General features: G+C 55.2%; 13 protein-coding genes. 3 read left to right on the top strand and 10 right to left on the bottom strand.

Annotated features, from left to right (window positions below):
• Nucleotides 1–3: 3 nt before the first annotated feature.
• The 3 genes from L0666_RS08925 (at nt 4) to L0666_RS08915 (ending at nt 2,008) form a co-directional block, all read left to right on the top strand.
• On the top strand, nt 4–294 hold the full coding sequence (locus L0666_RS08925) for a hypothetical protein (RefSeq protein WP_235260659.1): 291 nt from the start codon (nt 4–6) through the stop codon (nt 292–294).
• 113 nt (nt 295–407) lie between these two features.
• The gene (locus tag L0666_RS08920) at nt 408–1,073 is read left to right on the top strand and encodes a lysophospholipid acyltransferase family protein (RefSeq protein WP_235260658.1); all 666 of its coding nucleotides are present in this window, start codon (nt 408–410) and stop codon (nt 1,071–1,073) included.
• On the top strand, nt 1,070–2,008 hold the full coding sequence (locus tag L0666_RS08915) for a phosphatidate cytidylyltransferase (protein ID WP_235260656.1): 939 nt from the start codon (nt 1,070–1,072) through the stop codon (nt 2,006–2,008). The genes L0666_RS08920 and L0666_RS08915 overlap by 4 nt, the downstream gene beginning before the upstream one ends.
• 2 nt (nt 2,009–2,010) lie before the next feature.
• On the opposite strand, the gene L0666_RS08910 is transcribed toward L0666_RS08915, so the two are convergent.
• The 10 genes from L0666_RS08910 to L0666_RS08865 all read right to left on the bottom strand — a co-directional run bounded on the left by L0666_RS08910 (nt 2,011) and on the right by L0666_RS08865 (nt 12,395).
• Nucleotides 2,011–2,910 carry an endonuclease/exonuclease/phosphatase family protein gene (locus tag L0666_RS08910; RefSeq protein WP_235260654.1) on the bottom strand — a complete coding sequence of 300 codons (900 nt, stop codon included), beginning with the start codon at nt 2,908–2,910 and terminating at the stop codon, nt 2,011–2,013.
• Nucleotides 2,907–4,166 (bottom strand): glycerate kinase type-2 family protein, encoded by a 1,260-nt coding sequence (locus L0666_RS08905; protein ID WP_235260646.1) that lies wholly within the window; start codon nt 4,164–4,166, stop codon nt 2,907–2,909. Before L0666_RS08905 ends, L0666_RS08910 begins: the two co-directional genes overlap by 4 nt.
• A 267-nt stretch (nt 4,167–4,433) precedes the next feature.
• A complete protein-coding gene (locus L0666_RS08900) occupies nt 4,434–5,438 on the bottom strand; it encodes an XdhC family protein (protein ID WP_235260644.1) in 1,005 nt (334 codons plus the stop codon).
• On the bottom strand, nt 5,431–5,883 hold the full coding sequence (locus tag L0666_RS08895; RefSeq protein WP_235260642.1) for a CoxG family protein: 453 nt from the start codon (nt 5,881–5,883) through the stop codon (nt 5,431–5,433). Before L0666_RS08895 ends, L0666_RS08900 begins: the two co-directional genes overlap by 8 nt.
• 109 nt (nt 5,884–5,992) lie before the next feature.
• Nucleotides 5,993–6,604 carry a nucleotidyltransferase family protein gene (locus L0666_RS08890; protein WP_235260632.1) on the bottom strand — a complete coding sequence of 204 codons (612 nt, stop codon included), beginning with the start codon at nt 6,602–6,604 and terminating at the stop codon, nt 5,993–5,995.
• Nucleotides 6,597–7,376, bottom strand: coding sequence for an XdhC family protein (locus tag L0666_RS08885; RefSeq protein WP_235260630.1), 780 nt, complete (start codon nt 7,374–7,376; stop codon nt 6,597–6,599). Before L0666_RS08885 ends, L0666_RS08890 begins: the two co-directional genes overlap by 8 nt.
• On the bottom strand, nt 7,373–8,554 hold the full coding sequence (locus L0666_RS08880; RefSeq protein ID WP_235260628.1) for a vWA domain-containing protein: 1,182 nt from the start codon (nt 8,552–8,554) through the stop codon (nt 7,373–7,375). The genes L0666_RS08885 and L0666_RS08880 overlap by 4 nt, the downstream gene beginning before the upstream one ends.
• A complete protein-coding gene (locus L0666_RS08875) occupies nt 8,551–9,426 on the bottom strand; it encodes an AAA family ATPase (RefSeq protein ID WP_235260619.1) in 876 nt (291 codons plus the stop codon). Before L0666_RS08875 ends, L0666_RS08880 begins: the two co-directional genes overlap by 4 nt.
• A 51-nt stretch (nt 9,427–9,477) precedes the next feature.
• Complete coding sequence (locus tag L0666_RS08870; protein WP_235260611.1) at nt 9,478–11,904, bottom strand: aerobic carbon-monoxide dehydrogenase large subunit; 2,427 nt, start codon at nt 11,902–11,904, stop codon at nt 9,478–9,480.
• Complete coding sequence (locus tag L0666_RS08865) at nt 11,901–12,395, bottom strand: (2Fe-2S)-binding protein (protein WP_235260604.1); 495 nt, start codon at nt 12,393–12,395, stop codon at nt 11,901–11,903. The genes L0666_RS08870 and L0666_RS08865 overlap by 4 nt, the downstream gene beginning before the upstream one ends.
• Nucleotides 12,396–12,398 lie beyond the last annotated feature (3 nt).

Raw genomic sequence — 12,398 nt, 5'->3', positions numbered from 1 at the left:
TCGATGAGCAACTTCAACAAAAACGACAACGCATTGATCACCCTATTTAACGGCGCAGGAGTCGTGGTCGCCTACGGGATGCTTGGTCTCTCGCTTTACATGTCCCCTGATGTGCCGCTTTCGACCAAAGGGTACTGGGGTATCGGTATTCTTCTGCTCACCTTGTCTTTGGTGAACTTTGTGAAACTGCGCTTTGACGAACGCCTCTCAGAGGACCGTGTGACGCGCCTCGAGGAAGCTCGCAACGAGCGCATTTTGTCCGAATATGTTAGCGGCGACGACGCCAAAGACTAACCGCCAACATCCCCCTTGCCGCGTCATCGGCAAAGCGCCCCGCCCTTCCCGTCCCACGGGTGGACGGGGCGCACCCCTTTCCAATCCTGCGATCCTCAGCCAATGTCTGTTTAATGAAATCACTTCTGTCCCTCCCTCGGCGCGCCGCCGCCAAAATCGTCGGTTTGGCGATCTCCTTGTTGGTGAGGTTCCTGACTGCCGTGCGTGCCGATTGGCGGGGCATTGAACCCGTTAACAGACAACGGGTCTATTTCGCCAACCACGTCAGCAACGCCGACATGCCCATGATCTGGTCCTGCTTGCCGCCAAACCTGCGTCGCGATGTGCGCCCCGTAGCCGCTGCCGACTATTGGCTTAAGAATAAACTGCGCGCTTTTGTTGGCCCCGAAGTTTTCAATTGCGTCCTCGTTGATCGCCGCCCCGAAGCGCGCGACTCAGATCACGACCCGATGCAAAACATTCTTGATGCTTTGGATGACGGGTCCTCTTTGATCATTTTCCCCGAAGGCAACCGTAACATGACGGAGGACCCGCTGCTGCCCTTCAAGGCGGGGCTATTTAACATGGGCAAAGCGCGCCCTGACGTCGACCTCGTGCCGACGTGGGTGTCCAATGTGACCGAGATTATGCCTAAGGGCGAAGTCATTCCCCTGCCCCTGATTTGCACCGTGACATTTGGTGAGCCAATTCACGTCGATGACGGTGAGGAAAAAGACGCCTTTCTGAGGCGCGCCGAAAACGCCCTTGTGTCACTTGCGCCAAAGGATGATCGTCTATGACGTCGACTGACTCAGAAATCCTTGGCCTGTTCATCGGCGTTTGCGGCCTTTTGATTGTTCTCACACTCGTCGGCGAAGTTCTCGGCATGCGAGCGGATGACGACAATCCGGTCGTCGAAACCTTTAAAACGCGTGTGCGCAGCTGGTGGGTCATCGTAACTTTGTTCACGCTGGCACTGATTGCGGGAAAGGTCGGCCTTTTGGTCCTAACGGCGTTCGCGTCGTTTGCCGCGTTGCGAGAATTCATGACTCTGACCAACAAACGCCGCGCAGATCACCTGTCTCTTGCGCTCGGCTTTTTTGTCGTCCTACCGCTGCAATACATCTTTATCGGGTTTGGTTGGCAGGCTTTGTTCACGGTCTTCATTCCCGTCTACGTCTTCCTTCTTCTCCCCATTGTGAGCGCCCTTCGCGGCAATTCGGATCGTTACTTGATCCGCGTCGCGGAAACCCAATGGGCTTTGATGATCTCGGTCTTTTGCGTCAGTCACGTGCCGGCACTTTTGACGCTCGAATTTGACAGCTACCCTGCAGATCGCAGCGTCCTTCTCATCGCGTTCCTGATCATGGTGGTTCAATTTGGCGACTTGCTTGATTTCTTCTTTGGGCGCCGTATCGGCAAAACCAAGATAATCCCCGGAATTTCTGCGAAAACATGGGAAGGCATGGCCTGCGGTGTGGTATCCGCCTCAATCATTGGTGGGTTGCTTGCGTGGCTCACGCCATTCGGAGTGTTTGGGGCCATGGCAATGGCAGCACTTGCGTCCACCGTCGGGATGTTTGGAAATCTGGTCATCTCCGCGATCAAAAACGACCGCGGCATCAAAGACTGGTCACATCTGATCCCCGGCCAAGGCGGGTTTGTTGATCAGCTTGATTCCGTTATCTTCGCCGCGCCGATCTTTTACCACGTGACATATCTGGTCTGGATGTAACCCTAGCGAAGCCTGAAATCGCCTACGATCGGATAGTGATCTGTCGGCCATTCGCCATCAAATTTGCCACGCACTGAAAACGTCTCTCCGATAGGGTCGATACCCTCGGTCCCGCCAATATGATCAATGGCAGGAAACAGGTTCAGCCCGCGATTGAAGTGGTAGGTAGATCCCTGTGCGGGCCAAAACGTAACGCCTGCGTCTTCCAGAATTCCAAGCGTCGTTGATCCGCTGACCGCATTGAAATCACCAATCACAAACACAGGCATTTGGGCGGCGGGGGCTGCAATGCGGTCAGCGACCAGTTTTGCTGAAAGCTGGCGGTTGGATGCACTGCGATACTCTGTATGCAGATTATAGACCCGAAAAACTGTTCCCGACGTATCTTCAAATTCGGCCCATGACGTAAACGCGGGCCATGATCCGTTAAAGGTACGCGAATAAATCACATCCGGCGTATCGCTGAAAAAGAACCACCCCTGATCTCGCAGGTGCAGCCTATCTGTGCGATAGAAAATAGGTTGGGTCGATGGAAACGCTGCAGGGTCGCCCACGGCAGCGGCGGCGTAGTCGGGGTTGTTCATGCGCAGATAATCCAATGTCAGATTGGCGGGGGCCATGTTGCGCCCGAAGCTTTCCATCTCTTGGAAACCGATCACATCTGCGTCCAATGCACGAACAGACAATTGCAGCGCGTTTTTGCGCCGTCCCCAATCGCCCACGGACCAATCCCCCGTCTCACGCGCCATCCAAATGTAATGGACGTTATAGGTCGCGATCCGCAGGTTTTTCGGACTGGGCGCCTGAACGGGTTGTGGCAAGGAATTACATGCAACCATGCCCCCCAACACCGCAATCAACATCGCAAAGAAAACGGTCAGTCGTTTGAACCACCTCCTCATGGCAGGACCAAAATCGCTCTGAAATCGTTCACGTTCGTCAATGTCGGACCAGGGACAACCTGCGCGCCGATCGCTTCAAAGAACCCGTGCGCGTTGTTGTTAGCCAATGCACCTTCGGCGGAAATTTCCATCGCTTCGGCCAAAGCCAATGTCGTTGGGTCCGCCACTGCACCCGCAACCTCCGCCGCGCCATCCACACCGTCCGTGTCACAGGCAATCACGTGGATTTTTGGATGCCCCCGCAAAGCCAGTGCTGCCGCCAAAACAAATTCAGCGTTGGGTCCACCGATACCATCCCCACGTCGTGTCACAGTGCATTCACCGCCCGACAACAACAGAACTGGCTGAGACAGCTTTTCCTCAGCGATTTGAACCGCCAATTCTGATTGGGTGACCGCAAGATCGCGGGCCTCACCCTCCAGCGCATCGCCCAGAATGCGAACATCGACACCTGCATCTCGCGCGATCTTTGCTGCTGCTTCCAAAGACTGCGACGGCGCCGCGCAGATGATGTTTTCCACCCCAGCCAAACGTGGATCATCGGGTGACAATGGATCTCCACCCTTTTCCAGATATGAGGCAATCGCAGGCGGCGCGGTCACGCCCCATTTGGCCAAGGTCGCAATGGCCAAATGGGCGTTTCCTGCATGGCCAACGGTTGGTCCACTTGCGATGTCGCTTGGATCATCCCCAGGAACATCCGATATCATCAACGTTACAATCTTTGCTGGATACACCGCTGCTGCCAGACGCCCACCTTTGACGGCCGATAGTTCTTTGCGGATACCGTTAATATCACCAATCGGCATCCCGCTGGCCAGCATATCCGCGGCCAATGTCTGCTTGTTATCCAACGTTAGCCCGTCAGCAGGCGCACAAAGAAGCGCCGAACCACCGCCCGAAATCAGCATGATGACCGTGTCGTCTGCCCCCAGCCCCTCGGCTATTTCCAGCAACTGCCCTGTCGCATCCACGCCCGCCTGATCAGGGACGGGATGTGCCGCTTCGACGATCTCAATCCCCTGACAGTCCCGCGCGTAGCCATATCGCGTAATCACAAAGCCCTCACACGGACCCCATTCAGCCTCGACCGCCTCAGCCATTCGTGCAGACGCCTTACCCGCCCCCAACACAACAACCCGCCCGTCGGGCTTGGGTGGCAAAGCTGCAGGGACACAACGCATAGGATCGGCCTGCTTAACGGCGGCCGAAAACAGGCTGCGCAGAAAATCATTAGGGTCTTGAATACTGCTCATGAGGTAATCCTCCGAAACCGCTGTGCGGCGCATGTGTCAGCAAGAATGGAAGCATGCAGAACGCAAGTTTTGACGTCTTGATTTCAAGCATAAAGACAACTGCAAGAAAAGGACAAGGTGCTCAAGAAAGTTAGCGGTTATGCAAAGTGAAGAATGGGTAGGAAACAGACGTTCGCCATGAGTGCGAACGGTCTATCGAACCTAGAACCTTGAAATGCAGGGCGCAACTGACATTAGCGTTATCCCAATCAATCGCCACTTGCCCAATTAAGGTACCAAAGGTGCTTCTTTATCTGCTGCAAAGGAGGGTAATGTTGCGGCTTGATGGCCCTGCAGAGCCTCAACGACCACTTGTTGATCATAGGCAAAGGCCTGAGCGATTTCAGCCAACGCAGAAACTGCAATCAGATCTGCATTTCGCAACGACGGAACTAAGCCAATTGGCCCCTTGATGCGCCGCTGGTCCTCAGATGAGACGCCCATGTCAGCTAACTGCGCAAGCCGAGCGGCATGGGTTCCTTGACTGCCCAATGCACCAACAAATCCGGCCGTGGTTGCAAGTGCAGCGACAAGGAACGCAGGTTCCCAATCATGATCGTGAAACAGTGTTAGGAAACCACTGGTCGCGTCCAATTCAAGCTCAGTGATGCCCTGCTGAGACGTCACATGCGTTGGGGCTGCTTTACAATAGGCAGTGACTGCATCCAGATCATGTAGGTCGGGGGAAAAACCTGTGACGTCAAATCCGATGGCATGAGCAATTCTGGCGGTCGCCCGGAAAATGGCGCCTCGCCCCGCAAGTGTCAGAGCCACCTTGGGTTGATAGACAATCGTGACCGGAGCGAGAGACGTTTCCATTGCTTGAGGATGGAACGTAAGTGATGTTGGTTCACGTGCCAGCAAAGCAATGTAGGCTGCCACAAGCGCAGATTGGTCAGGTGCGGGGTCGATCCAAACTGATAGCGACCCACCACACGGCAACGTCAAATCATGGAAAGGTGACCCGTCACCGTACTGCAGCAAACGTGCCGTTCTTGACTGCAAACACTCCAACGCTTGAAACAGGATATCCTGATCAATACAGCCGTTGGACATATAACCTGTCATCTCGCCTGCATCATTGACGACAGCCAGTGATCCTAGATCACGTGCACTGCCGCCCTTGATATCCACCGAGGTAATCAACACAAACCGCTGGCCTGTTTGCACATAGGTCGCAACCTGCGCCAAAACGTCGACCGCGTGGTCTTGATATGTGATTGGATTAGCCAACCGTTTCGCCGTCCAGCACTTCGGCGAACTTCTTAAAGAATTTGGCCGCGAGTTTTTTAGCCGTGCTTTGAATAAGCCGACTGCCCAGTTGCGCCAACTTACCACCGATTTGCGCCTTTGCGTCATAGCTCAGGATTGTCGTGTCACCCTCCGCAACCAGCGTTACATCCGCTCCACCTTTGGCGTGACCCGCCGCCCCACCGTTGCCCTGCCCCGTTAATGAAAACGCATAAGGTGCACCACTTTTGTCCAACTGAACATCACCGCTAAAACGCGCCTTCACAGGCCCGACTTTCAGTACGATCTTTGCTTCAAGCTCAGTGTCGGAATGTTGGATCAGTTCTTCACACCCGGGGATGCATTCACGAAGGATGTCGGGATCGTTCAATGCTTCGTATACGCGTTCCATTGGTGCATTGATGATTATTTCGTCTTTAAGTTCCATGTTTTCGCTTCCTAACAGCAGGGGAATTTTACGGACGCAAGTGTTTCCACTTGTTCCGGTGAGAGCGCCCATTTTTGACGATAGGCTTGGAAAAGGCTGCGTAACTTTCTCATGTCAGATCCTTTAACGTTGTTGATTGATTGAAGACGTCAAACGCGGCTGGCGTGTCGATGTCATTGAAAAATCCGGATTGTGTCATGGGGTAGTGCTGGACCAGTTCGGGATGGTCGCGGGTGAATTTCCCACAACCTGGATTGGCTTGATCTGCCAATAACCGGGCCTGCATGGCTGCAGGAACAATGATCGGATTACCCCGTGTCGTACCGTGGTAGGGGATGGAAATCTTCAGAAGATCTCCCGCCAAATGCGCCGCAATCAATGCGCGCAAGTCGCCACCAGTTAGGTCAGGCTGATCACCAAGACCGATCAAGTAATGGTCAGCGCCCCGTGCCTCAAGAAGCCCAGTGCGGACTGAAAACGGTTGCCCGTCCTCAAAATTCTCATTGTGCACAATGCGCACATCCAGACCATGCAGCGCGGCTTCAATTCGTTCGTTTTCATATCCTGTAACAACCCAAACCTGTTCACCGACTACGGACAAATAGGTTTCAACGACGTGGCGGATCATGGGCTTTCCGTGGATAGGCAACAGTAATTTGTTACGATCACCCATGCGCCGCGACAGACCTGCAGCTAGAATTATCGCGCCAAAACTATCCATTCTGGGCAACCTCTGCCAAACGATCACGCTTGACCTGCGTGAGTTCCGCAAGGATCGACAGCGCAATTTCGGCAGGCGTGACGGCGCCGATGTTTAGCCCCGCGGGCGCACGGACAGCGGCGATTTGCGCGGGATCGGTTTCCGCCGCGATCAGCTTTTCGGTAAGGCTAGCGAACTTTTTGGAGCTGCCGACAAAAGCGACGTAATCAACTGGCTCAACCAGCCCCGTCTTCAATGCGGCAAGATCGCCTTGGCCTTGTGTCGCAATCACAAGATAGCGGGCGCGATTTGGTGTGCGCGCATCCAAAGGGGCGTCCACGCCAACTGAGGCCACGGCCCAACCAAACTGTGGCGCAAGTTCTAACAACTTCTCAGCCACGGGAGATTCCCCGAAAACCAGTAAATCAGGCGTAGGAAGGTATGGTTCGATAAAGATGTCGATCGTGCCTTTGGACGGGCATCCGTTGCGTGCAAATCGGACGCCATCAATGTCATCGCCGGCACGCACGCCCTTTTTCGTCAGGTCTTCTTCCGGAGCGACCGAGATAAATTGGGGTTGTCCTGTCGCATAGGCCCGGAAAGTCGCGTCCCGGATCGCACCGCGTACACATCCTCCACCAAGCCAGCCTTCTAGGATTGTACCATCTTCGCGCAGCAGCGCCTTGGCACCGGGTTTGGCTGAGGTGGTCCCTGCGGTCCGCACGATCGTTGCGATTGCGAAACAGTCTTCGCCTTCGTTCAAACCGTGGTCTGTGATTTGTTTGGGGGTCATAGTCGCGCCAATTCAGTTTCAAGCGCGGCCAAGTCGCCCAAGGTGTTGGCTGCGCGGAACAGATCCAGATGCGGCAGGGCACTGGCCATCGCGCGCGCTGTCGGCTCGTATCCGTCCCAGCCCTTAAGCGGATTGAGCCAAATGAGTTTGCAGCCGCGTTTCTTTATTCGGGCGAGCGCATCGGAAACCCCGTCAGGCGATGCCGTGTCATAGCCGTCCGACAGGATCATCACGACGGTGCGGTTGTCGACAAAGCGACGCCCATAAGTGCTTGCAAACGTATCGAGGCTGTCCGCAATCTTTGATCCACCGGCAAAACCTTCGGCCAACAAAGACAATCGTGCCAGCGCGCGCAGCGCATCTTTGTCGCGCAAAGCTTCGGTTATGCGCACAAGGCGCGTGTGGAATAGATACGCATCGGCGCGCGGGTCGGCGCGCATCAAGCCCGCGAGGAACGCTAGGAAAATACGTGAATAGACGGTCATCGATCCAGAAACATCACAGATCGCCGTGATCCGCAGCGTGCGGTCGGGCCGCTGGCGTTTGGGTAGCGCGAATGGCTCGCCACCCGTCGCAAGGCTTTGCCGCATGACCTTACGAAAGTGAATCTGATCGCCCTTACGGGCGGCTTTGCGACGACGCGAACGGCGATCCCGGAGGGCCGCACCAAGGCGTAGCGCGATTTTTTCGGCCTCTGCTATTTCTTCGGGTCGAACCAGATCGCGAAGGTCTTTTTTAAACAGGTTGGCCACATCAGTTGCGACCAATTTTCCCTGTCCATCGCTTGCCGCTTCGCCATCTCCACCGTCGGGCGCGCTAATATCGCCCGTGCCACTGCTTGCCTCTTCGCTGGCTTCGCGACCGGAGTGTACGTTTTCGTTTTGACTAGGTGTAGCCGTTGCCGTCACACGGGTTTTGACCCGCCCGCCATTCATCCAAAAGCTGTTGAACAAACCATCAAATTGCGCAGCTTCTTCGGCGCAGCCGGTAAACACGGTCTTCAACGCGCGGCGCGCATCATGGGGGTTAGCGGCGTTGATATGGGTCAGCGCATCAAGTGCTAAGCCCGTTTCGCCCACGCCCAGTCGCAACCCATTGTCGCGGAGGTGCGCCACAAATCCCGCCATTCGCGCGGCAGGCCCTGAATCGCGGGCCGCAAATTTGGTCACAAGGCTCATGCGGCTTTGCCTGCCAAGCGTTGTGCGATTTCGGTGGGGATCGCGTCACGGTCAATTTGCGTTTTCAAAAGCGTCGTCAGCGTCGCTTGCAACATTGCAGGATCGTCCGTTAAGTCGGCCACGCCCAACCCCATCAGGGCCGCAGCGAAGTCGAGCATTTCAGCGATGCCCGGTGTTTTCTCTAGTTCCTGTTTGCGCAACGCCTGAACGAAACCGACGATCTGCGCGCACAACCGATCCGTGATGTCGGGATAACGCGTGACTAAAATGGACAATTCGGTTTCATGATCAGGGTATGGGACATGGGCATAAAGACAGCGACGACGAAGTGCGTCAGATAAATCGCGCGTACCATTGGCGGTCAGGATGACAATAGGCCGTGTCGTGGCGGTGATCGTGCCCATTTCAGGAATGGTCACTTGGAATTCAGATAGGATTTCAAGCAGATACGCCTCGAATTCTTCGTCAGCGCGGTCAATCTCGTCGATCAGCAGAACAGGTGCTTTGTCTTGGCGGATCGCCTTGAGCAAGGGGCGCTCAAGCAAGAATTCATCGGAGAAGATCCGCGCCTCGACTGTCTTACCCGTCTCGCCGTCTTCGGATGCCGCGCGGATTGCTAATAGTTGGCGTTGGTAATTCCATTCATAAATAGCCTGCGCTGCATCCAGCCCTTCGTAACATTGCAAACGGATCAGTTGCGTATCCGTTACCGCTGCTAAGACACGCGCAACTTCGGTTTTTCCGACACCGGCGGCCCCTTCCAACAGCAACGGGCGGCCCAGCGATAACGACAGGTGCAACGCCATCGAAAGATCACCAGAGGCGATATATCCCTGATCGGCCATAGCCGTTTGTAACGTCGTCCAAGTCATCGATGTCCTCCCAGACGATGCGGACCGCATAAGGCAGTCCGCATCATTACCTTAGTCGTGCATGCCCAGATCGTTGGCTGTCTGCCAAATACGCCAGTGATCATGCGGCATATTGGTGTGACGGTTGCCAAACGGACGGAACGCATCCTGCACTGCATTCGAGAAGCACGGAACACCGCCGACATGCGGGCTTTCGCCGACACCTTTGGCCCCAATTGGGTGGTGCGGGCTCGGCGTGACGGTGAAGTCAGTCTCGTAATTTGGCACTTCCCAAGCCGTTGGCAGGAAAAAGTCCATCAACGTACCTGTCTTGACGTTGCCCATGTCGTCATAGGCAATCTCTTGACCCAAAGCGACGGCAAGAGCTTCGGTCAAACCACCGTGGATTTGCCCATCAATGACCATCGGGTTGATCCGCGTACCGCAGTCATCCAGCGCATAGAAGCGGCGGATTTCAGGCACGCCGGTATCGACGTCGATGTCCATGACGCAGACATATGCGCCAAAGGGATAGGTCATGTTAGGTGGATCATAGTAGCTGACCGCCTCAAGCCCAGGTTCAAGCCCAGGAATGGCCTGATTGTATGCAGCGTAGGCGACTTCCTTCATCGTCTTAAACTGCTCAGGCGATCCTTTGACAACAAAGCGATCCACGTCGAATTCCACATCGTTGTCGTGTACTTCAAGCAAATACGCCGCGATCATCTGAGCCTTGGCACGGATCTTACGCCCCGCCATTGCCGCTGCTGCACCCGCAACTGGCGTGGAACGCGAGCCATACGTCCCCAGACCATAAGGCGCGGTATCGGTGTCGCCTTCCTCGATTGTAATGCTTTCAGCAGACAGGCCAATCTCGGTTGCAAGGATTTGCGCAAAAGTCGTGGCGTGACCTTGACCTTGGCTAATCGTCCCGAGCCGCGCCACAGCCGACCCTGTCGGGTGAATGCGGATTTCACAGCTATCAAACATACCCATCCCAAGGATGTCGCAGTTCTTGACCGGTCCCGCACCAACGATTTCCGTAAAGAACGACAAACCGATGCCCATAACTTTGCGGGTCTTACCGGCCTTGAAGTCTTCGACCCGTTGGGCCTGTTCTTCGCGAAGACCTTTGTAGTCCACGGCCACAAGCGCCTTGTCCCAAGCGGTTTGGTAATCGCCGGAGTCGTATTCCCAGCCAAGTGCTGCCGTATAAGGGAACTGTTCCTTCTTGATGAAATTGATCGAACGCAGTTCTGCTGGGTCCATGTTCAGTTCGATCGCAAGAACTTCGATCATGCGTTCAATAAAGTACACAGCCTCAGTGACGCGGAACGAACAGCGGTACGACACGCCGCCGGGGGCCTTGTTGGTATAAACACCATCAACGCCTAGATAGGCGACCGGGATGTCATAAGACCCCGTACAGATGTTCATAAAGCCCGCCGGGAATTTGGTCGGATCGGCACAAGCATCAAACGCGCCGTGATCAGCCGTCACGTGGCAATGCAGGCCCGTGATTTTGCCATCTTTTGTGGCGCTGATCTTACCCTTCATCCAGTAGTCCCGCGCAAAGGCTGTGGACATCAGATTTTCCATCCGGTCCTCAACCCATTTCACAGGAACGCCTGTCACAATCGATGCAACGATGGAACAGACATAGCCAGGATAGACGCCCACCTTGTTGCCGAACCCACCGCCAATATCAGGGGAAACAACACGGATGTTGTGCTCCTCAATACCTGACAGCAGTGACGCAACCGTTCGCACGACGTGCGGCGCTTGGAAGGTCCCCCAAAGGGTCAGCTTGCCATTCACCTTGTCCATCGACGCGACAGATCCACAGGTTTCTAATGGGCATGGATGGGTGCGGTGGTAATACATCTCTTCGGTGGCGACGACTTCGGCATTGTCGATCACTTGATTGGTGGCTTCTTCTTCGCCCGCTTCCCAAGTAAATATATGATTGGGATGCTTACGAGGGCCATGGGCACCGTTCGGAACCGAACCGTCTTCGGCCACCATGTCCTCACGCAGTACCACATCTGATTGCAACGACTTGAATGGATCGACGATCACCTCAAGTTCTTCGTAGTCCACTTCGACCAGCTCAACCGCGTCAGCTGCAATATAGCGGTCATTGGCCACAACGAACGCTACTTCCTGCCCTTGGAACAGCACCTTTCCGTCGGCGAGCACCATCTGTTTGTCGCCCGCCAGCGTCGGCATCCAATGCAGGTTAAGTGGTTCTAGATCCTTGGCTGTCAGCACGGCAACAACACCGGGCAACGCCATCGCCGCGTCAATGTTGATCGATTTCACCCGAGCGTGCGCATAGGGTGAGCGTACGAAATCGCCGTGCAGCATGCCGGGTAGTTTGATGTCGTCAACGTAGTTGCCTTTGCCTTGGGTAAAGCGGGAATCTTCGACCCGTTTGCGTGAACACCCCATGCCCTTAAGGTTTGCGACCCGTTCGTCGCGTGTAATTTCGTCCTTCATTGGGCCGCCTCCTTGGATGCGTTTAGCTCAGACGCCGCTGAGAGAATTGATTTCACGATGTTCTGGTAGCCCGTGCAGCGACAGATGTTGCCGGCGATGCCAAAGCGGACGTCTTCCTCGGTTGGGTTGGGGTTCTCTTCCAGCAACTTGGCGGCGCGCGTGATCATGCCCGGTGTGCAGAAACCGCACTGAAGGCCGTGATGCTCTTTGAAGTTCTCTTGCAAAACGTGCAGCGCATCCGGCGTGCCGAGACCTTCGATTGTGGTGACCTCAGCGCCATTAGCTTGCGCCACAAAGACGGTGCAGGATTTAACGGACTTACCGTTCATCGTAACCGTGCAGGCCCCACAATGGGATGTTTCACAGCCCACGTGCGGACCCGTGATGTTGAGCTTTTCACGCAGTGCATAGATCAGCAGCTCGCGTGGTTCAGCAAGGAATTCGTGGTCCTCACCGTTGACGTTAAGTTTGACGTGCATCTTGTTTGACATAGT

Origin of the sequence: Octadecabacter algicola, from assembly GCF_021532625.1 — a bacterium.
Classification (GTDB): domain Bacteria; phylum Pseudomonadota; class Alphaproteobacteria; order Rhodobacterales; family Rhodobacteraceae; genus Octadecabacter; species Octadecabacter algicola.
The sequence above is the reverse complement of the archived record's forward strand: the minus strand, read 5'-3'. Positions and strand labels throughout refer to the sequence as shown.

Coding starts and splice junctions, on each gene's coding strand:
- L0666_RS08915 (WP_235260656.1), top strand. CDS start 1,070: ATGACGTCGACTGACTCAGAAATCCTTGGCCTGTTCATCGGCGTTTGC.
- L0666_RS08895 (WP_235260642.1), bottom strand. CDS start 5,883: ATGGAACTTAAAGACGAAATAATCATCAATGCACCAATGGAACGCGTA.
- L0666_RS08910 (WP_235260654.1), bottom strand. CDS start 2,910: ATGAGGAGGTGGTTCAAACGACTGACCGTTTTCTTTGCGATGTTGATT.
- L0666_RS08865 (WP_235260604.1), bottom strand. CDS start 12,395: ATGTCAAACAAGATGCACGTCAAACTTAACGTCAACGGTGAGGACCAC.
- L0666_RS08890 (WP_235260632.1), bottom strand. CDS start 6,604: ATGGATAGTTTTGGCGCGATAATTCTAGCTGCAGGTCTGTCGCGGCGC.
- L0666_RS08880 (WP_235260628.1), bottom strand. CDS start 8,554: ATGAGCCTTGTGACCAAATTTGCGGCCCGCGATTCAGGGCCTGCCGCG.
- L0666_RS08885 (WP_235260630.1), bottom strand. CDS start 7,376: ATGACCCCCAAACAAATCACAGACCACGGTTTGAACGAAGGCGAAGAC.
- L0666_RS08875 (WP_235260619.1), bottom strand. CDS start 9,426: ATGACTTGGACGACGTTACAAACGGCTATGGCCGATCAGGGATATATC.
- L0666_RS08920 (WP_235260658.1), top strand. CDS start 408: ATGAAATCACTTCTGTCCCTCCCTCGGCGCGCCGCCGCCAAAATCGTC.
- L0666_RS08870 (WP_235260611.1), bottom strand. CDS start 11,904: ATGAAGGACGAAATTACACGCGACGAACGGGTCGCAAACCTTAAGGGC.
- L0666_RS08925 (WP_235260659.1), top strand. CDS start 4: ATGAGCAACTTCAACAAAAACGACAACGCATTGATCACCCTATTTAAC.
- L0666_RS08905 (WP_235260646.1), bottom strand. CDS start 4,166: ATGAGCAGTATTCAAGACCCTAATGATTTTCTGCGCAGCCTGTTTTCG.